Origin of the sequence: Acidimangrovimonas sediminis (genome assembly GCF_002871005.1) — a bacterium.
Classification (GTDB): Bacteria; Pseudomonadota; Alphaproteobacteria; order Rhodobacterales; family Rhodobacteraceae; genus Acidimangrovimonas; species Acidimangrovimonas sediminis.
The window spans coordinates 163,753-181,518 of record NZ_PHSN01000001.1; the positions used below are offsets into that span (position 1 = coordinate 163,753).

The 17,766-nt window shown below is 69.0% G+C and carries 16 protein-coding genes and 1 tRNA gene; 11 read left to right on the top strand and 6 right to left on the bottom strand.

The annotated features are described in order from the left end of the window. Window positions 1–399: 399 nt before the first annotated feature. Both CVV76_RS25660 and CVV76_RS00660 read right to left on the bottom strand, forming a co-directional pair. Window positions 400–816, bottom strand: coding sequence for a DUF6538 domain-containing protein (locus tag CVV76_RS25660; RefSeq protein ID WP_408607866.1), 417 nt, complete (start codon window positions 814–816; stop codon window positions 400–402). Beyond that, window positions 817–891: transfer RNA gene (locus CVV76_RS00660), tRNA-Gln, on the bottom strand. A gap of 239 nt (window positions 892–1,130) precedes the next feature. On the opposite strand from CVV76_RS00660, the gene CVV76_RS00665 reads away from it, so the two are divergent. Both CVV76_RS00665 and CVV76_RS00670 read left to right on the top strand, forming a co-directional pair. Beyond that, on the top strand, window positions 1,131–1,676 hold the full coding sequence (locus tag CVV76_RS00665) for a hypothetical protein (RefSeq protein WP_102222688.1): 546 nt from the start codon (window positions 1,131–1,133) through the stop codon (window positions 1,674–1,676). 93 nt (window positions 1,677–1,769) lie between these two features. Beyond that, on the top strand, window positions 1,770–2,765 hold the full coding sequence (locus CVV76_RS00670) for a threonine dehydratase (protein ID WP_102222689.1): 996 nt from the start codon (window positions 1,770–1,772) through the stop codon (window positions 2,763–2,765). A gap of 67 nt (window positions 2,766–2,832) precedes the next feature. On the opposite strand, the gene thpR is transcribed toward CVV76_RS00670, so the two are convergent. Next, entirely contained in the window at window positions 2,833–3,417 is a 585-nt protein-coding gene (gene thpR, locus CVV76_RS00675; protein WP_102222690.1) for an RNA 2',3'-cyclic phosphodiesterase, read from the bottom strand. A gap of 210 nt (window positions 3,418–3,627) precedes the next feature. Here thpR and CVV76_RS00680 point away from each other — a divergent pair, with 210 nt between their 5' ends. The 5 genes from CVV76_RS00680 to ptsP are packed head-to-tail and all read left to right on the top strand — an operon-like array spanning window position 3,628 to window position 8,961. Then, complete coding sequence (locus tag CVV76_RS00680; protein ID WP_233192654.1) at window positions 3,628–4,131, top strand: NUDIX hydrolase; 504 nt, start codon at window positions 3,628–3,630, stop codon at window positions 4,129–4,131. A 49-nt stretch (window positions 4,132–4,180) separates the two neighbouring features. Next, on the top strand, window positions 4,181–4,639 hold the full coding sequence (locus CVV76_RS00685) for a DUF1178 family protein (RefSeq protein WP_102222692.1): 459 nt from the start codon (window positions 4,181–4,183) through the stop codon (window positions 4,637–4,639). A gap of 42 nt (window positions 4,640–4,681) precedes the next feature. Beyond that, entirely contained in the window at window positions 4,682–5,425 is a 744-nt protein-coding gene (locus CVV76_RS00690) for an AAA family ATPase (protein WP_199178453.1), read from the top strand. Further along, on the top strand, window positions 5,410–6,669 hold the full coding sequence (locus tag CVV76_RS00695; RefSeq protein WP_102222693.1) for an aspartate kinase: 1,260 nt from the start codon (window positions 5,410–5,412) through the stop codon (window positions 6,667–6,669). The genes CVV76_RS00690 and CVV76_RS00695 overlap by 16 nt, the downstream gene beginning before the upstream one ends. A gap of 39 nt (window positions 6,670–6,708) precedes the next feature. Next, entirely contained in the window at window positions 6,709–8,961 is a 2,253-nt protein-coding gene (gene ptsP / locus CVV76_RS00700; protein WP_102222694.1) for a phosphoenolpyruvate--protein phosphotransferase, read from the top strand. A gap of 78 nt (window positions 8,962–9,039) precedes the next feature. On the opposite strand, the gene CVV76_RS00705 is transcribed toward ptsP, so the two are convergent. The 3 genes from CVV76_RS00705 to CVV76_RS00715 form a co-directional block, all read right to left on the bottom strand. Further along, window positions 9,040–9,744 carry a glutathione S-transferase N-terminal domain-containing protein gene (locus CVV76_RS00705; RefSeq protein WP_102222695.1) on the bottom strand — a complete coding sequence of 235 codons (705 nt, stop codon included), beginning with the start codon at window positions 9,742–9,744 and terminating at the stop codon, window positions 9,040–9,042. Between the two features lie 104 nt (window positions 9,745–9,848). Next, complete coding sequence (locus CVV76_RS00710) at window positions 9,849–10,817, bottom strand: hypothetical protein (RefSeq protein ID WP_102222696.1); 969 nt, start codon at window positions 10,815–10,817, stop codon at window positions 9,849–9,851. Between the two features lie 350 nt (window positions 10,818–11,167). Continuing rightward, window positions 11,168–13,048, bottom strand: a complete 1,881-nt coding sequence (locus CVV76_RS00715; RefSeq protein WP_102222697.1) for a serine protease — start codon at window positions 13,046–13,048, stop codon at window positions 11,168–11,170. A gap of 261 nt (window positions 13,049–13,309) precedes the next feature. Between CVV76_RS00715 and CVV76_RS00720 the strand changes: the two genes are divergently transcribed. The 4 genes from CVV76_RS00720 (at window position 13,310) to glyS (ending at window position 17,684) form a co-directional block, all read left to right on the top strand. Next, entirely contained in the window at window positions 13,310–13,882 is a 573-nt protein-coding gene (locus CVV76_RS00720; protein ID WP_233192655.1) for a nucleotidyltransferase family protein, read from the top strand. 109 nt (window positions 13,883–13,991) lie between these two features. Further along, the gene (locus CVV76_RS00725) at window positions 13,992–14,945 is read left to right on the top strand and encodes a glycine--tRNA ligase subunit alpha (RefSeq protein WP_102222698.1); all 954 of its coding nucleotides are present in this window, start codon (window positions 13,992–13,994) and stop codon (window positions 14,943–14,945) included. Further along, window positions 14,942–15,565: a DUF6446 family protein gene (locus CVV76_RS00730; RefSeq protein WP_102222699.1), complete on the top strand. Its 624-nt coding sequence runs from the start codon at window positions 14,942–14,944 to the stop codon at window positions 15,563–15,565. Before CVV76_RS00725 ends, CVV76_RS00730 begins: the two co-directional genes overlap by 4 nt. Next, the gene (gene glyS / locus CVV76_RS00735) at window positions 15,546–17,684 is read left to right on the top strand and encodes a glycine--tRNA ligase subunit beta (RefSeq protein ID WP_102222700.1); all 2,139 of its coding nucleotides are present in this window, start codon (window positions 15,546–15,548) and stop codon (window positions 17,682–17,684) included. Before CVV76_RS00730 ends, glyS begins: the two co-directional genes overlap by 20 nt. Window positions 17,685–17,766 lie beyond the last annotated feature (82 nt).

Genomic DNA, 17,766 nt, shown 5'->3' on the forward strand with positions numbered 1-17,766 from the left:
GTCAGGGCAGCTTCGCAACAGCTCAGACAGACATCAAGGGCGGAATGGAAGCTACGCCGCATCCGGCGGGTAATCCTCCCCGATCTTAGGGGGATGCGGAAGTAGAATTTTCTCGGCTTGCAGTCAGGCCATGGGTTTCGAGGAGTGTTTTCCCGAGATGCAGGGGGTCGTCGAAAGTCTCTTCCAAGCGGGATTCGAGTTCGAGCAATCGGAGCTTGGTCGTGAGAATCTGGCGCGCGAGACCTGCGCCTCCAAGGTCGTCTTCAGTGAGGCCGAATTCGAGGGCCGCGTGGGGTGCGATGGCCTTCGTGGGCGCCCAGTTTCTCTGACGGAGGGCATCCCTGAGCTCTGCCTGCTGCGTCTCGAGTGTCGCCAGTCTCATCTCGGGCAGTTCGGGTGCTACGGTGCGTCTTGAGCTCCCAGCATGCCGACGACGGCCCTGCGGACCATCTCGCGCAGGAAAGCACTCACCTGGCCCGGGGAGAGCTGTTTGGTCTCAAGCTCGGCAATCAATTCCCGTTCTCCGATCGAGAGCGCGGCCCGCAGGCCGCAGGCGCGCTCAGTTGCGATGGATAGGAAATTTGTCCGAAGCGAGACCGACAAAAATTCCGGGGCGCCGAGATGTCTCAGGGTCTCCGGCCAGCGCCGGCGAAAGTGGAAGATTCCGTTTCTGCGGACGAGGTGAAGCCCCCATCTACGTCCTGCTCCGCCGCGCCGATGTGAAGCGCAATGTGAAGCACCGCGATGTGCAGACGGGAGGGTGGCCGATTGATCGTCGGCTATCCCATTGGGAAGTATGGATTTTTTCTGGTGCATTGGCTGGGGCGGTAGGATTCGAACCTACGGTACACGGTACCAAAAACCGCTGCCTTACCGCTTGGCTACGCCCCAACGTGGGGCGGTTATTATCCAAGGGGCGGGCGAGCCGCAAGAGGGAAGCGGAGACTTTTTCACAACCGGCTTCAGGTCGGGGAATGAGGGGGCCCGTTCGGGTATCGCGGCAAGGCGTGAATGCCGGGCGCAGGCGCGTCCCTGCGACAATAAGGCCACCCGGCGGGGGTAGTCCGGCGAAGGGGAACCTGTAACGCTGACGGCCTTGGTCACGCCCATTCGACTGGAGGAGGAGTCTCATGCGCCGTGTCCCCTTTGCACCGGCCGCCCCTGGCGGGGCGGGTGCCGGTCCCGCTGCCGGTACGTTCGCGGCGGCGCTGCTCGCCGCGCTTTCGCTTCCCGCCGATGCCAGGGCGGGGGGAGGGGCGCTCAACGGGGCCGCCTTCGACGCCTATACGCGGGGCAAGACCCTGAGCTACGAGGTCGACGGTATCCGCTACGGTGCCGAGCGTTACCTTCCGGGCCAGGCGGTGGTCTGGGCCTTCGACGGGCAACCCTGCCGCACGGGGCACTGGTTCGCGGCCAGGGGGCACAGGATCTGCTTCGTCTACGAGGGGGGCACGGCGGACAGCGCGGGGCCGCAGTGCTGGCGTTACACCCCGCGGGCGGGCGAATTGCGTGCCCGGTATCTGGGCGATGGCGACGCGGGCGCAGCGGAGCGGGCCGCCAGCCGGATCAATGTCCGGCCGGCCCCGGTAGCGCTCGACTGCACGACACGGCGGTCGGGGCGAGCGGCTGCGGTGAAGGACGGGGCGGCGCCCCGTGTCGTCCGGCCCGGGGGCTGACGGCCGAGGCGGCGGGCCCCGAGGGGGGGGGCGGGATCCCTTGACGCGGGCGTTTGCGCTTTGCACGAATGGCGGGTGGCAGAGGAGCGCGCGATGACCCAGCCCCCGAAAACCAGGCCCTATTTTTCCCGGGAGGAGCTGGCGGACGCTGCCGCCTTCGTGCATGCCCGGATGCCGCCGACACCGCTTTACGCCTGGCCCCGCCTGCGCGCGCGGCTTGGGGCCGAGGTCTACGTCAAGCATGAGAATCACACCCCGACCGGGGCGTTCAAGCTGCGTGGGGCCTTCACCTTCATCGACTGGTTGCGGCGTGCCCATCCGCAGGCGCCGGGGATCGTGACCGCGACCCGGGGCAACCATGGCCAGGGCCAGGCCTGGGCCGCCACCAGCGCCGGGTTGAGCGCGCGGATCTACGTTCCGCAGGGCAATTCGACCGAGAAGAACGCGGCGATGCGGGCCTTCGGGGCGGATCTGCACGAATTCGGCGCCGATTTCGACACCGCGCGGGAAGAGGCGATGCGCGTCGCCGCGGCCGAAGGTTTGTTCCCCGTGCCCCCGTTCCATCGCGAGCTTGTCCGCGGTGTCGCGACCGGCGCATGGGAGATGTTCTCGGCACAGCCCGATCTCGAGACGCTTTACGTGTCGATCGGCTGCGGCTCGGGGATCTGCGGCGCGATCGCCGTGCGCGACGCGCTGGGGCTGAAGACGCGGATCGTCGGGGTGGTCAGTATCGGGGCGCAGACCGCGCGACTGTCGGTCGAGGCGGGGCGCCCGATCGCGACCGAGAGCGCCCGCACCTTCGCCGACGGCATCGCGGTACGGGTGCCGGTGGAAGAGGCGCTGGAGATCTATGGCCGGGGCGCCGAGCGCATCGTCACCGTCACCGACGACGAGGTGGCCGAGGCGATGCGGGTCTATTTCGCCGATATCCACGCGGTGGCGGAGGGGGCAGGGGCCGCCGCCCTTGCCGCCCTGATGCAGGAGCGGGACCGGATGCAGGGGCGCAAGGTCGGCGTGGTTCTGTCCGGCGGCAACGTCGACACAGCGGTCTTTGCCGAGGTGCTGCGCGGGATCACCCCCGCCGCCTGATCTTCCACCAACCGATCTTCTGGCGCCTGACTTCCTCCTGGCCGATCTTCCGCAGTCGAACGTCCGTTCAGGCGTGCAGGGGGTAGCGGGCCAGCGGGGTGTAGCGCGCGCCTTCGGGGTGCAGGAGCGACTCGAACAGGGTGAGGTCGCCGACCGGCCAGGGTCCGGCGCGGAAATCGCCCAGCGTCACCAGCGCCTGTTCCAGCCCCGGCGCCAGCACGGCCCGGGGCGGAAAGCGCCCCAGTGTGACGTGGGGCACGAAGCGGCGTGCCTCGGGCATCGTTCCCGCCCGCCGCGCCGCGGCCGCCACCTGCGCCTGCAGGGTGTCGAGCGCCGGGCAGGGCACCACACCCGCCCAGGCCGCCCGCGGCCGTGTCCCGCCGAACAGCCCCAGACCCTGCAACGCGATCTCGAACGGCGGCGCGTGAAGATCCTGCAACTCCCGGTCCAGTTCCTCGAGGGCGGGATCGGGCTGCGGCCCGAGGAATGCCAATGTCAGATGCAGGTTTTCGCGGGCCACCCGGCGCGGCAGCGGCAACATCAAGGCCAGCCGGTCGAGCGCTTCGCGGATGTCTTCCGGCGGGTCGAGCGCAACGAACACCCGCCGGCCGGCACCGGCCGTTCCGCCCCCGTGGTGTCTCCGCCTCGGCATAGGGATCTCTCCTTCGCTTAATTCCCTTGCAAACAAGGGACACACTGCCCGTCGGATGCGCGTTCCGAAAGGATAGGGCGTTGAGAAAGCATCAACGAAACGTTATGTTTACACCGATCGAGCAGATTATATACACGACCCGAAGCGAACATCGGCGCGCAAGACCTAATGAAAACCGAAGAGAAAACGAAAATAACCGCGCCTCCGGCGGTGCTGCCCAAATCCGCCGCCATTGCCGAGGCAAAGGACGGCGGCGACGCCTGTACACAATACGGGGCGTTGTGCTGGCGGCGTGCGGGCGACGGGGTCGAGGTGCTTCTTGTCACCAGCCGCGACACCGGGCGCTGGGTGATCCCCAAGGGCTGGCCGATGGCCGGCCTCGGCCCGTCCGAGACCGCGCGGCAGGAGGCATATGAGGAGGCCGGGGTCGACGGCAAGGTGCGCGACGCCTGCGCCGGTCTCTATTCCTACACCAAGGTGTTGGGGCCGGACCGGTCCACCGGTGTGCCCTGCGTGGTGGCGGTCTACCCGATCGAGGTGCGCAAGCTTGCGGGCAAGTTCCCCGAGGCGCAGGAACGTCGGCGCAAGTGGTTCTCGCCCAAGAAGGCCGCCAGCAAGGTGGATGAGCCGGAACTGGGGGCCCTGCTTCTCAACGTGGCGCGCACGGTGGCGTCGCCTGACAACAAGGGTAGCCGCGGCCGCAAGTCCGGTTGATTTCCGCCCGGCGATCGTTACATCTTTCCTGTCCTTTCGCAGGTGCCGGATGATCCGTTACGCCCTCAGATGCACGCAAGACCACGGCTTCGAAAGCTGGTTCGCCTCGGCCGAGGCGTTCGACGGGCTGGTGCGCGTGGGGATGGTGAGTTGCCCGGAATGCGGCTCTACCGAGGTCGAGAAATCGCTGATGGCGCCCTCTGTGCGTCCGGGTCGCAAGGCCACCGCAGAACCCGCCGCCGCCGTCCCGCCCGAAGGCGGCGCCCGACCGCTTTCCGCGCCGGCGCACCCGATGGAGGCCGCGCTCAAGGCGCTCCGCCGTCATGTCGAGGAAAATTCCGAATATGTCGGCGACCGGTTCGCCAGCGAGGCCCGCGCGATTCATGGTGGGGAGGCGCCCGACCGCATCATCCACGGCGAGGCCCGTCCGGACGAGGTGCGCGACCTGATCGAGGAGGGCGTGCCGGTTTCGCCGCTGCCCTTCGCCGGCCCCCGCAAGACGAACTGACATGCCGGCCGGCGGGGCAGAGGGCGGACCCCCGCTTTTCCCGTGATCACGCTGGTTTCACTGGGCGGGCTGCCGGGGGTGGGCAAGTCCACCGTGGCGCGGATGCTTGCCCAAAGGACCGCCGCGCACTGGATCCGGGTCGACACGATCGAGCAGGCGCTGCGCGACGACCGGCCGGGGGTCGACGTCGCGGGGACCGGTTATCTCGTCGCCGCCCGCCTTGCCACCGATACGCTACGCATTGGCCAGAATGCGATCACCGATTGCGTCAACCCCTGGTCCGAGACGCGGGCGATGTTTCGCGACGCCGCCGCGCGGGCCGGTGCCCGCTGTCTCGAGGTCGAAATCCTTTGTTCCGACCCGGCACAGCACCGTCATCGGGTCGAGAGCCGCCGCCCCGACATCCCCGGCCATACGCTTCCCGCCTGGACCGATGTCCTTGCCCGCGACTACCGCCCCTGGCCCGGGGCTGACCTCCGCCTCGACACCGCCACCCTCAGCCCTGACGAGGCCGCCAGCCGGATTGCCGCCGTTTCGAGGCCTGATCTTAGAGCGGGGCGGCTGTGCCGGCGGGGCAGTCGGGCAGGGGGGGGCAGCGTCCCGTCATCCCCGACCGCCATCCCACACCGACGGGCCACACCCACGGGCCATGCCGCGGGCCTTCGGCAGGAAGGCCCGGTCCCGCATTCTCCCCTTGCGCCCCCTCGCCCCGTTCACTATCACCGCCCCCGTTCCGTGACCCGCTTCCGGGTCCCTTCAGGGGGGTGCAAATGCCGCTTCTGGTGATGAAATTCGGCGGCACCTCCGTGGCCGACCTCGACCGCATCAAGAACGCGGCCGCGAAGGTCCGGCGCGAGGTAGAGCGCGGCTACGACGTCATCGTCATCGTCTCCGCCATGTCCGGCAAGACCAATGAGCTCGTCGGCTGGGTCGAGGAAACCTCGCCGCTTTACGACGCGCGCGAATACGACGCCGTCGTCAGTTCGGGCGAGAACGTGACCGCTGGCCTGATGGCGTTGACGCTTCAGGAAATGGACGTGCCCGCGCGCAGCTGGCAGGGCTGGCAGGTGCCGATCAACACCACCTCGGCCCATGCCGCTGCGCGGTTCGTCGACATCCCCCGCGCCAACATCGACCAGAAGTTCGCCGAAGGAATGAAGGTTGCCGTGGTGGCGGGCTTCCAGGGGCTTTCGCCCGAGGGCCGGATCACCACGCTGGGCCGCGGCGGATCGGACACCACGGCCGTGGCCTTCGCCGCCGCCTTCGAGGCCGAGCGTTGCGACATCTACACCGACGTTGACGGCGTTTATACCACCGACCCGAGGATCAGCGCCAAGGCGCGCAAGCTTGACCGCATTGCCTTCGAGGAGATGCTGGAACTTGCCTCGCTCGGTGCCAAGGTGCTGCAGACCCGGTCGGTCGAGCTTGCGATGCGTTACAAGGTGAAGCTGCGGGTGCTCTCCAGCTTCGAGGATACCGACGAAAACTCCGGCACCATCGTCTGCGACGAGGAGGATATCATGGAATCGAAAGTCGTTTCTGGCGTCGCCTATTCCCGCGACGAGGCGAAGATGACCCTTGTCACCGTCGAGGACCGCCCCGGCATCGCCGCCGCGATCTTCGGCCCGCTGGCCGAGGCCGGGGTGAACGTCGACATGATCGTGCAGAACATCTCCGAGCGCGACTACGAGGGCCACACCGGCGCCGTGACGGACATGACCTTCTCCTGCCCGGTGAACCAGGTCGCCCGCGCCCGCAAGGCGATGGAGGAGGCCCGGGCCTCCGGCGCGATCGCCTATGACGACCTTGTCGAGGACACGGACGTGGCCAAGGTCTCGGTCGTCGGCATCGGCATGCGCAGCCACGCCGGCGTTGCCGCGCGCATGTTCCAGGCGCTCGCCGCTGACGGGATCAATATCAAGGTCATCACAACTTCAGAGATCAAGATTTCCGTGCTGATCGACCGGAAATACATGGAACTCGCGGTTCAGGCACTGCATGATGCCTTCGAACTGGAGAAGGCGGGCTGAGGCAAGGCCGCCCCTCCGCGAACGACCGGGGCGAGGGGGATGTCAGAGCGGACCGAGACAGACAGCCGCCGCCTGCTCAGGCGCCTGCGGGATACCTTGGCCGAGCGCGGCGCAGGGCAGGAGCGGCTTGACCGCATCACCCATCTGATCGCCGATTCAATGGGCTGCGAGGTCTGTTCGATCTACCTGTTTCGCGACGACGAGACGCTGGAACTTTGCGCGACCGAGGGGCTGAAGGCCGAATCCGTGCACCAGACGCGCCTGCGGCTGGGTGAGGGCCTCGTCGGTCGGGTCGCGCGCGAGGCGCGGCCGATCAACACCGGCGACGCCCCGTCGGTGCGCGGTTTCCGCTACATGCCCGAGACCGGCGAGGAGATCTATTCCAGCTTCCTTGGCGTGCCGATCCAGCGGGTGGGCGAACGCATGGGCGTTCTGGTCGTGCAGTCGCGCGAGGCAGGCGAATATTCCGAGGATGAGGTCTACGCGCTCGAGGTGGTCGCGATGGTCCTGGCCGAGATGGCCGAGCTCGGCGCCTTCATCGGCGAGGGCGAGGCGATGGCCGCGCCGCACAAGCACGCGGTGATGTTCCGCGGCGGGACGGGGCAGGAGGGCGCGGCCGAGGGCCATGTCTGGCTGCACGAGCCCCGGGTCGTGGTCACCAACCCGGTCGCCGACGACCCCAAGGCGGAACTGGAACGCCTGCAGGAGGCGGTGGGCGAATTGCGCCTGTCGGTCGATGACCTGCTGTCGCATTCCACCGGCGACATGGAACAGACCAAGGTTCTGGAAGCCTACCGCATGTTCGCCAATTCCCGTGGCTGGATGAAGCGGATGGAAGAGGATATCGGCCGGGGTCTGTCCGCCGAGGCGGCGGTGGAAAAGGAACAATCGCTGACCCGCGCGCGGCTGGGCCAGGTGCCCGACCCCTACCTGCGCGAGCGGCTGCACGACCTTGACGACCTGTCGAACCGCCTGCTGCGCATCCTCACCGGCCAGGGCCGCGAGACCGGGGCCGAGATGCCCGAGGACCCGGTGCTTGTCGCGCGCAACATCGGCCCCGGCGAGCTTCTGGATTACGGCCGCAAGCTCAAGGGCGTGGTGCTGGAGGAAGGGGCCGTCGGCAGCCATGCCGCGGTGGTGGCGCGGTCGCTGGCGATTCCGCTGGTGATCCACGCCGGCCGGATCACGTCCGAGGCGCTGAACGGCGACCCGATCCTGGTCGACGGCGACCAGGGGGTGGTGCACCTCAGACCCGAGGAAACCGTTGCCTCGGCCTTCCGCGACAAGATCGCGATGCAGGCGAAGGCACAGGAACGCTATGCCGGGCTGCGCGACCAGCCCGCGGTCGACCGCGCGGGGACCGAGATCAAGCTGCACATGAACGCGGGTCTGATGGCGGATCTGCCGTCGCTGGCTGGGTCGGGCGCCGAGGGTGTGGGCCTCTTCCGAACCGAGCTGCAGTTCCTGATCCGCTCGAACGTGCCGAAGCGGTCGGAGCTGGCGGCGATCTACGGCCGGGTGATGGATGCGGCCCAGGGCAAGCGCGTGGTGTTCCGCACCCTCGACATCGGGTCCGACAAGGTCCTGCCCTACATGAAGGCCACGGAAGAGCCAAACCCGGCGATGGGCTGGCGCGCGCTGCGGGTGGGCCTCGACAAGCCGGGCGTGATGAAGATGCAGGCGCAGGCGCTGATCCGCGCGGCGAACGGTCGGCCGCTCACCGTGATGTTCCCCTTCGTTGCGCAGTTCGAGGAATTCGTCGAGGCGCGCGAATTGTTCCTCGCGCAGGTGGAGCGTGAGCGGCAGATGGGCCACGTTTTGCCGGAGAAGGTCGAGATCGGGGCGATGCTGGAAACCCCCAGCCTCGCCTTCGCGCCGCAGCAATTCTTCGAGCTGGCCGATTTCGTGTCGATCGGCGGCAACGACCTGAAGCAGTTCTTCTTCGCGGCGGACCGCGAGAACGAGCGGGTGCGCCGGCGCTACGACGCGCTGAACTGTTCCTACCTGCGGTTCATCGACCTGATCGTCGGCCGCTGCGCCGAGACCGGCACGCCGCTCAGCTTCTGCGGAGAGGATGCCGGACGGCCGGTGGAGGCAATCTGCCTTGCCGCGATGGGGCTGAGGATGCTGTCCATGCGCCCGGCCTCGATCGGGCCGGTCAAGCACCTGATCCGCCGCGTCGACCTGGGCGAACTGCGCCAGGTGATCGACGAGGCGGGCGCCTCGGGCTGCCAGACGGTCCGGCCCGCGGTGATGGACTGGCTGGCCACGGGGGTCGGCGGGCAGGCCTGACCGCCCCTTCCCGCCTCCTCCTCGGGCGCTTTCGCGTCTCGTCGAGTGAGGCCCTCGCCGAGCCCCCAACGGGGGCCGTCACTTGCGCCCGAACAGCGCCTTCTGCGCGTCGCGATCCTTGGCGAGGTCGCCGCGCTTCTCGGCCGCGAGGGCCCGGCCGCGCTGCACCCCCGGCCGGGTCGCCATCTCGTCGAGCCACCGTGCGAGGTTCGGCTTGTCCTCCAGCGTCTGCTGCTGACCCTCCCAGAGCGAGGCCCAGGGCCAGATCGCGAAATCCGCGATCGAGACGAAGTCGCCCGCAACGTGGGTCTGGCCCTGAAGCTGGCGGTCGAGCACACCGTAGAGCCGGGCAACCTCGTTGCGGTAACGGTCCTTGGCGTAGGGCAGGTCGTTCGGCGGATCCATGGCGGGGGCGTATTTCAGGAAGTGATGCGCCTGGCCTGCCATCGGCCCGACCCCGCCCATCTGCCACATCAGCCACTGGTCGACGGCGATCCGGTCGCGCTCCGTCGGGCCGCCGAAGAGGCCGGTCTTGCGGGCGAGATATTGCAGGATCGCCCCGCTTTCGAAGATCGAGACAGGCGCGCCGTCCGGCCCCTCGGGGTCGACGATCGCGGGCATCCGGTTGTTGGGAGAGATTTTCAGGAACTCCGGCGCGAACTGCTCGCCCGCCCCGATGTTCACGAGGTGGAGCGTGTAGGGAAGGCCCATCTCCTCCAGCGCGATGGCCACTTTCCAGCCGTTCGGTGTGGGCCAGTAGTAAAGGTCGATCGGTGCCGGCATGGATCCTCCTTTTCACCTGCGTCGCGTGGGGCGCAGGGGAAAAGTGGGGCACGGGTGCGCCGTGGCAAGGGCGCGCACCGGGGCGGAACGGGGACAAGGCGGGATCAGAGCGAAGTCCGTGCCGGTGGGGCGAGCGCGGAGGCGGGGCCGGCGACGCCACCGCACCAGGGCCCCGGGAGGGCGGTGGAGGGCGGGGCCGGAGCAGGCGAGACCGGAGCAGGCGAGGCGGAAGGCGCGCTCACCTGGACCGCCAGGACACCTGCGAGGGCGGGCAGGGCGACCCGGCCGGTCAGCAGCCCACGGTAGAGCGCGAAGGCCCCCGGCCTGAGGTAGGTGTTCCAGTGGCAAACCCGCGGCCCGGGCTCGGCGATGCGGTAGCCGAGTTGCCGCAACCCGGCGCGAGCCTCCGGGGCGTCGAGAGCAAGGTCGAGCCAGCGCGGCCCGGCACCCGGCAGCCCGGTGCCCAGTGGCCTGCCCCCCGCAGGCAGCGCCGCGGTCAGCATCAAGTCGAACGGCCCGTTGGCCCGCGTGCGGACGTTCAACACCTCGATCCGCCGTCCGGCGGGGGAGGCGAGCGCCCGCCGCGCGGGGCCGCGGAACTCGGCCGCCGACAGCAGGACGACGCGGTCGATCAGCGGGCGTTCCAGGCGCGCAACCGCCTGGAGGGCGACGCGCGCGCCCAGCGAATGCGCGATCAGGCCGACCTTGCGCGTGCCCGCGACCCGCTCGAGCAGCCGCGCCAGCGCAGCGCCGGCCCGCGCGGCCTCGAGATAGGCGCCCCAGAGGCTGCGCCGCGCTTCCCATCCCAGCGCGATCGCCAGCCCCGGCCGGTCGGGGCCGAAGCCCAGGTGCCGGGGCCATGAGACCGCCTTCCAGCACGAGGGATCGGGGCGGTAGGAGAGGATATGCTCATGCGGGCTCTGCCCCGGTTCCGAAGGCGAGAAACGGAAGCCGTGGATCATCACGACCACCGGCGCCCCGGCCGGCAGCGCAGCGATACGGGCGCGGAGCCCGGCCTCCGTCGCGGCGTCGCCGGCCCGCGTCCCGGTCACGTTGACGGCACTCAGCGGCATGGCCGCGCCACCCCCCCCCTCAGGTCCTGTCCCGTTGCTGCTTCTGCGGATGCAGCATGACCGGAGGGTGCGACGCGGCGGTGAAGCGGGCGTGACTGCGGCGTGACAGGGGGCGCGTGACAGGGGCGCGTGATGGGGGAGGCGTGATGGGCGCGCGCGTGATGGGCCGTTGTTCTGGGATGGACGGGTCGGGCCGGCGGGGGCGCTGCCCCCTGCACCCCCCGGGATATTTTCGAGCAGAAAGTGGAGAGGGTCTGTCTTCGTCAGGGGGGAGGCAGCGCACGGCGGGCGGTCGGCCGGCGCCGGGCTCTTGTTCAGCGCCGGCGCCGGTTGGCGTTCTGAGCCGGGGGTTATTTCCAGCAGCGCACGAGGACGGCGGTGTTGGCGCCCCGGGTGGCGAGATCCTCGGGCGCCATGGACTTGGTGCCGGTGCCGACCGCGGGAGTGATGCCCGCGGCTTTCAGCGCCGACACGAGCTTGCCTGCGTCGAGGGCGAAGCGGACGTTTCCGGGCAGCTGGCGCGCGTCGTCGCCGGGGCGGGGCAGAAGCATGCCCATCACCGCGCCGTTCTGGTCGAAGACTGGTCCGCCTGCGTCGCCGGCGAGGGTGCGGATCGCGAGGCGGCGCTGATCGTCCTCGCCCTGAAGTCCCTTGAGCGACTCGAGCGTGCCATAGGTCATCACCGGCGCGCTGAGCACGCCGCCGTAGGAAAAGCCCGCGACAGCGGCCGGGTCGCCGACGCCGGGCGCCGTGCCCTCGAACCGGGCGACGGCAAGTGGCGCGAGGGTCGTCTCGGGGGTCAGGAGGGCGATGCCCAGGGCCTTGTCCTCATGCGCGAGGCGCGCCTTGTGATCGGCCCCGACGGTGATCCGGGCGCAGCTCTTGAGGACCGCGTCGGTGGTCACCACGGTCCCCTTGTCGTCGACGAAGAAGCCGGTGCGGGCGGCGGCGGGCTTGCGCAGTTCGAGCCCCGCCATCAGGTCGCGGCGCTGGTCGGCCGGGGTCGGCACCATGGTGCCGTCGAGTGCCGCCTTGCCGACCGGGCGGAAACTGGACTTCATCGCGGCCAGGACCCGGGACATGCGGTCGGTGTCCGGCGTCGGCCAGACCAGGATGAAGCCCTTGATCAGGCCCTCCTTCAGGCTTGCCTGGCTGTAGGACGAGATCCGGTCGTTGCGCCCCTCGATGGAGAAGCTGTCGTCCTGAAGCGACCGCTGGCCCTGCATCGGCACGATCTGCAGCGTCTGCAGCAGGTGGTAGAGACCGCCGAGCGCCGCGGCGTCGCCCGGCTCGGAGATCAGCAGCACCTGCACGCCGCTGCCGTTGGTGGCGTCGTAATGCGCGAAGGGCGGGTCGTAGCGCGGATCGCCGACCATCGCGGTGGGCAGCGTGATCCGGATGCCCGCGTCCTCGTCGGTCACGGTCTTGAGGCCGAGCGCGGCCTGCGCCTTGTCGTAGCCGGCCATCAGCGCGTCACGCTGGGCGGTGGTCAGCACGCCGGTCGGGGTGTCGCCCTGCGCCTGCTGCCAATTCGCCATCGACCCGCGGGTGCCGGGCCCGAAGGCACCATCGATCGCGCCGGTATAGTAGCCGTACCATTTCAGCGCCTGTTGCAGCGTCTCGCGCTGGTCCCGGGTCAGCAGCGCCTCCGAGCGGCGCGCCTCGGCCGGCGTTTCTTCCACCGGCGCGGCGGGGGGGGCGGTCTGGGTGTCCGTGCCGGGGGGGGGCAAGTCGGGCGCGCTCGGTTCGGGTGAGGGCGCGCTGGCGACGAGGGAACCCGTGCCCGTCCCGGTCTCTGCCGTCTCGCTGCCTGCCGTTCCACTGTTTGTCGGCGCGTTGGCCATGCCGCCCAGGGCCGTGCCGCCCATGGCGGTGTCTGAGGCGGAATTGGGGGGCGTGGCGGTGGCACCGATCGGCCAGTACTGGCGGCGGAATTTCGACCCGTCGGCGACGAAGGAATCGGGCGGGATCAGCCGGTCGCGGCGCAGTTCGGACAGCTTGGCGCGGGCCTCGGCGGCCGGGTAGGGCCCAAGCACGATGGCATACCAGCCCGAAGTCAGCGCGAAACCCTCGACATCGGCGAAGGCGCCGGAATAGGCCCGGGCGCGTTCCTGCGCCTGCCTGAGGTTGGGGCGGGCCTCGATCTGCAGCCAGACGCCCTGCTGCGCCTCGGCAATCCCCCCCATCACCATCGCGCATGCGAAGGCGACCAGCCAAACCACTTTCTTCATCTGCTCGGGCCTCGATCATTCCGGTTTTTTCTACGCACGGGCGAAGCCTAGCGGCGCGGTGGCGGGGATGCGAGAGGGAAAGGGGGGCGCGCTGCGGGGTGTGGTCGGGGTGCACTGGTCGAAGTCACTGGCCGGGGTGCACTGCCCGGCGGGGCCAGCCTGCGGTCGCGCCGGAGTTGCATGTCCGTGCCGCGTGTCCTAGACCGCTGCGGCGGACAGGATGGCGCCGGGAAGGCGCCCCCGGACGGGGAGGAGGGCGGCTTGGATCATGACACGCTGGTCTCGATCGTGCAGACCAACCCGGTGAACCGCGAGATCCTGCGGCGGATGCCGGACGCGGGCCTCGCCGACGCCTGGTTGGTGTCCGGCAGCCTGTTCCAGACGGTCTGGAACCACCTCACCGGGCGCCCGCCAGCGCATGGCATCAAGGATTACGACCTCTTCTATTTCGACGACACCGACCTCACGTGGGAGGCCGAGGATCGCGCGATCCGGCGCGCCGAGCGCAGCTTTGCCGGGATCGCGGCTCCGATCGAGATCCGCAATCAGGCGCGGGTGCATCTGTGGTATCCGGAAAAGTTCGGCACGCCCTATCCGCCGCTTGCCAGCTCGACCGAGGGGATCGACCGGTTTCTCGGGGTGGTCTGCATGCTGGGGCTGCGATCCGACGGGCGGGGCGGGGTCGAGGTCTATGCGCCCCGCGGCCTTGCCGATCTCGAGGCGCTGATCGTGCGGCCCAATCCGTCGGTCTGCTTCACCGCGGAAAACTACCGGGCCAAGGCCGGGCGATGGCAGGCATCCTGGCCCGAGATCCGGGTGCTCGACACGGTCTGACCAGGCGATCCGTGGCGCGGCGGCGCTGCAGCGATCGCCCGCCTCGCCGCATTGACCCTTGCGCGCCTTCTGGCTATCGAGGGCGCGCATCCGAAAGGGCAGGAAAACCATGGCCGACAGCGTCTCCCAACCGAAAAGCTTCCAGGAAATCCTGATGCGGCTTCAGGCCTACTGGGGCGCGCGCGGCTGTGCCGTGCTGCAACCATACGACATGGAGGTGGGCGCCGGCACCTTCCATCCGGGCACGACGCTGCGCTCGCTGGGTTCGCGCCCCTGGGCCGCGGCCTATGTCCAGCCCTCGCGCCGCCCGACCGATGGCCGCTACGGCGAGAACCCGAACCGCCTGCAGCATTATTACCAGTACCAGGTGCTGATCAAACCCTCGCCGCCGGATCTGCAGGCGCTCTACCTCGGCTCGCTCGAGGCGATCGGCATCGACATGGACCTGCACGACATCCGCTTCGTCGAGGACGACTGGGAAAGCCCGACGCTGGGCGCCTGGGGCCTTGGGTGGGAGGTCTGGTGCGACGGCATGGAAGTGTCGCAGTTCACCTATTTCCAACAGGTCGGCGGCCATGATTGCCGCCCCGTCTCGGGGGAGCTGACCTACGGCCTCGAACGCCTCGCGATGTACGTCCTCGGCATCGACCACGTCATGGATATGCCGTTCAACGACCCGTCCAGCCCGACGCCGCTGAAATACGGCGATGTCTTCCGCCAGACAGAGCAGGAATATTCGCGCTGGAACTTCGACCAGGCCGACACGGCGATGCTGCTTCAGCACTTCGTCGATGCCGAGGCGGAATGCGAACGCATCCTCTCCGCCCCGGCCGAAGACGCCGCGGGCCGCCGCATCGTGATGGCGCACCCGGCCTACGACCAGTGCATCAAGGCCAGCCACCTCTTCAACCTGCTCGACGCCCGCGGTGTGATCTCGGTCACCGAGCGGCAGGCCTATATCGGCCGGGTCCGGGCGCTGGCCAAGAAATGCGCCGACGCCTTCGTCACCACCGAGGCCGGCGGGGCGATGGACGCGGCGGAGGAGGCGGGAGCCGGGGCATGACCGGGCCGGAAAAGGGCAGCGACAAGAGCGGGCGGCTCGGCCGCGATCGCCGGCGGCCGCACAACGGCACGCTGGTGGTGCTGGGGCTGATGGTGTTCTGCGCGGTGGCCGGCACCGGCCTCTACTACACGCTGCAATACGCCGCCCGCGTCGGCATCGACAAGGCGACGCCCGCGGCGAAGGTCTTTCTCACCTCCGCCGCAACGGGCAAGCCCCAAGAGGTGACGGTGCGCGATTTCGACGGCATCACCTCGAAGGCCACGCCCGTGGGCTACAAGGCCTGCTTCCGCCTCGATACCGCTATGCCGATGCTGACGCAGAACTTCCGGACCTATGCCGACCCGAAGCCTACGACCGCGCCGCGCCATTTCACCTGTTTCAACCCGGCCCGGATCGACGCGGCGCTGAAGGCCCACACTGCGATCGCCTTTCTCGGCCAGCCCGCGACCCCCGCCGATGCGGCCTATGGCGTCGACCGTGTCGTCGCCGTCACCAACGACGGCCAGGCCTATGCCTGGTCCCAGCTCAACCGCTGCGGCGTGGCCGCCTACAACGCCCGCCCCGTGCCCGAGGGCTGCCCGCCCGTCCCGGAGGACCTGAATGCCCGACTTGCTCATTGAACTCTTCTCGGAAGAGATCCCCGCCCGCATGCAGGCCCGCGCCCGCGCCGACCTGCAAAAGCTGATCACCGACGGTCTGGTCGAGGCCGGCCTCACCTATGCCTCCGCCGGCGCCTCCTCCACCCCCCGGCGCCTGACCCTGGCGGTCGAGGGACTCTCGGCGGAAAGCCCGACGCTGCGCGAGGAACGCAAGGGCCCCAAGGCCGATGCGCCGGAAAAGGCGATCGAGGGCTTCCTGCGCTCGACCGGCCTGACTCGTGACCAGCTGGTCGAACGCGAGGACAAGAAGGGCACCGTTCTCTACGCGACGATCGAACGCCCCGGCCGCCCGGCGCCCCAGATCGTGGCCGAGGTGCTGGAACGCACGATCCGCAATTTCCCCTGGCCCAAGTCGATGCGCTGGGGCGCGGGCTCGCTCCGCTGGGTGCGTCCGCTGCATTCGATCCTGTGCATCCTGACGACGGAGGCGGGGGCCGAGGTCGTCCCCCTGAACGTCGACGGCATCGCCTCGGGCGACACCACCCGCGGCCACCGCTTCATGGCGCCCGATGCCTTTGCCGTCACCTCCTTCGACGATTACGCGGCCAAGCTGCGCGCGGCCAAGGTGATGCTGGATCCGGCCGAGCGCGCCGAACACATCTGGAACGACGCCACCAACCGCGCCTTCGCCCAGGGGCTTGAGGTGGTCGAGGACAAGGGCCTGCTCGAGGAGGTCGCGGGCCTCGTCGAATGGCCCGTGGTTCTGATGGGCAAGATCGGCGAGGATTTCCTCGGCCTGCCGCCCGAGGTCTTGCAGACCTCGATGAAGGAACACCAGAAGTTCTTCTCGGTCCGCAATCCCGCCACCGGTCGGATCGAGGGCTTCGTCACCGTCGCCAACCGCGAGACCGCGGATGACGGTGCGACGATCCTTGCGGGCAACCTCAAGGTGCTGGCCGCCCGCCTGTCGGATGCCCGCTTCTTCTGGGAAAACGACCTGCGCACGGTGAAATCCGAAGGGATGGAGGGGATGGCCGCGGGTCTTTCCGACGTCACTTTTCACAACAAGCTCGGCTCCCAGGCCGATCGCATCGCCCGGATTGCCGCACTGGCGCATGAAATCGCCCCCATCGTCGGCGCCGCCCCGGATCTTGCGACCGAGGCCGCCCGCGTGGCCAAGGCCGACCTGCAATCCGAAATGGTCGGCGAATTCCCCGAACTTCAGGGCACCATGGGCGGCTACTATGCCCGCGCCGAAGGCCTGCCCGAGGCCGTCGCCGCCGCCTGCAAGGCGCATTACCAGCCGCTCGGCCCCTCCGACGACGCGCCGACCGAGCCGGTCAGCGTGGCCGTCGCGCTGGCCGACAAGCTCGACACACTCACCGGCTTCTGGGCGATCGACGAGAAACCCACGGGGTCGAAGGACCCCTTCGCCCTCCGCCGCGCCGCGCTCGGGGTGATCCGGCTGGTGTTGGGGAATGGGGTTCGACTAGACTTTTCGGAGGTTCTGTTTCGCGGAATTCAGCAAAGCCCGGCTCAGAGTTTTCATGAGCGAACAGATGACGGTTCGCTTTCGCCCGAAGAGCGTGCTGACAAGAACCATCATGCGAAGGCAGCCGACCTCCTGGCTTTCTTCCACGACCGCCTCAAGGTCCACCTGCGCGACCAGGGTATCCGCCACGACGTGATCGACGCCTGCCTGGCCATGCCCGGCAACGACGACCTCACCCTGCTGGTCAAGCGGGCCGAGGCGCTTGCGGCAACGCTGGCCACCGAGGACGGGGCCAACCTGATCCAGGGCTTCAAGCGGGCGAACAACATCCTGACCCAGGCCGAGGAAAAGGACGGCGTGGAATATTCCTTCGGCGCCGAGGCGAAATTCGCCGAAGGCCCCGAGGAGACCGCGCTCTTCGCCGCCCTCGACCGTGCCGACGCCACCATCGCCCCCGCCATGAAGGCCGAGGATTTTCCCGCCGCCATGGCCGCGATGGCCGCGCTCCGCGCTCCGATCGACGCCTTCTTCGAGGCAGTGCAGATCAACACCGACAACCAGGTCGTGCGCCGCAACCGCCTCAACCTGCTCAGCCGGATCCGCACCACCTGCCTTCAGGTCGCCGACCTGACCCGCCTCGAAGGCTGACCCCTTCTTCTGAGCGGAAATATCCTCGGGGGGTGCAGGGGGGCAGACGGCCCCCCTGCCTCTTCCTTCTGCCAATGTCCGA

What these genes read in the sequence shown, in the direction of transcription:
- CVV76_RS25660 (WP_408607866.1), bottom strand. Translation starts at nt 816, where the DNA reads ATGCACCAGAAAAAATCCATACTTCCCAATGGGATAGCCGACGATCAA.
- CVV76_RS00665 (WP_102222688.1), top strand. Translation starts at nt 1,131, where the DNA reads ATGCGCCGTGTCCCCTTTGCACCGGCCGCCCCTGGCGGGGCGGGTGCC.
- CVV76_RS00670 (WP_102222689.1), top strand. Translation starts at nt 1,770, where the DNA reads ATGACCCAGCCCCCGAAAACCAGGCCCTATTTTTCCCGGGAGGAGCTG.
- thpR (WP_102222690.1), bottom strand. Translation starts at nt 3,417, where the DNA reads ATGCCGAGGCGGAGACACCACGGGGGCGGAACGGCCGGTGCCGGCCGG.
- CVV76_RS00685 (WP_102222692.1), top strand. Translation starts at nt 4,181, where the DNA reads ATGATCCGTTACGCCCTCAGATGCACGCAAGACCACGGCTTCGAAAGC.
- CVV76_RS00695 (WP_102222693.1), top strand. Translation starts at nt 5,410, where the DNA reads ATGCCGCTTCTGGTGATGAAATTCGGCGGCACCTCCGTGGCCGACCTC.
- ptsP (WP_102222694.1), top strand. Translation starts at nt 6,709, where the DNA reads ATGTCAGAGCGGACCGAGACAGACAGCCGCCGCCTGCTCAGGCGCCTG.
- CVV76_RS00705 (WP_102222695.1), bottom strand. Translation starts at nt 9,744, where the DNA reads ATGCCGGCACCGATCGACCTTTACTACTGGCCCACACCGAACGGCTGG.
- CVV76_RS00710 (WP_102222696.1), bottom strand. Translation starts at nt 10,817, where the DNA reads ATGCCGCTGAGTGCCGTCAACGTGACCGGGACGCGGGCCGGCGACGCC.
- CVV76_RS00715 (WP_102222697.1), bottom strand. Translation starts at nt 13,048, where the DNA reads ATGAAGAAAGTGGTTTGGCTGGTCGCCTTCGCATGCGCGATGGTGATG.
- CVV76_RS00725 (WP_102222698.1), top strand. Translation starts at nt 13,992, where the DNA reads ATGGCCGACAGCGTCTCCCAACCGAAAAGCTTCCAGGAAATCCTGATG.
- CVV76_RS00730 (WP_102222699.1), top strand. Translation starts at nt 14,942, where the DNA reads ATGACCGGGCCGGAAAAGGGCAGCGACAAGAGCGGGCGGCTCGGCCGC.
- glyS (WP_102222700.1), top strand. Translation starts at nt 15,546, where the DNA reads ATGCCCGACTTGCTCATTGAACTCTTCTCGGAAGAGATCCCCGCCCGC.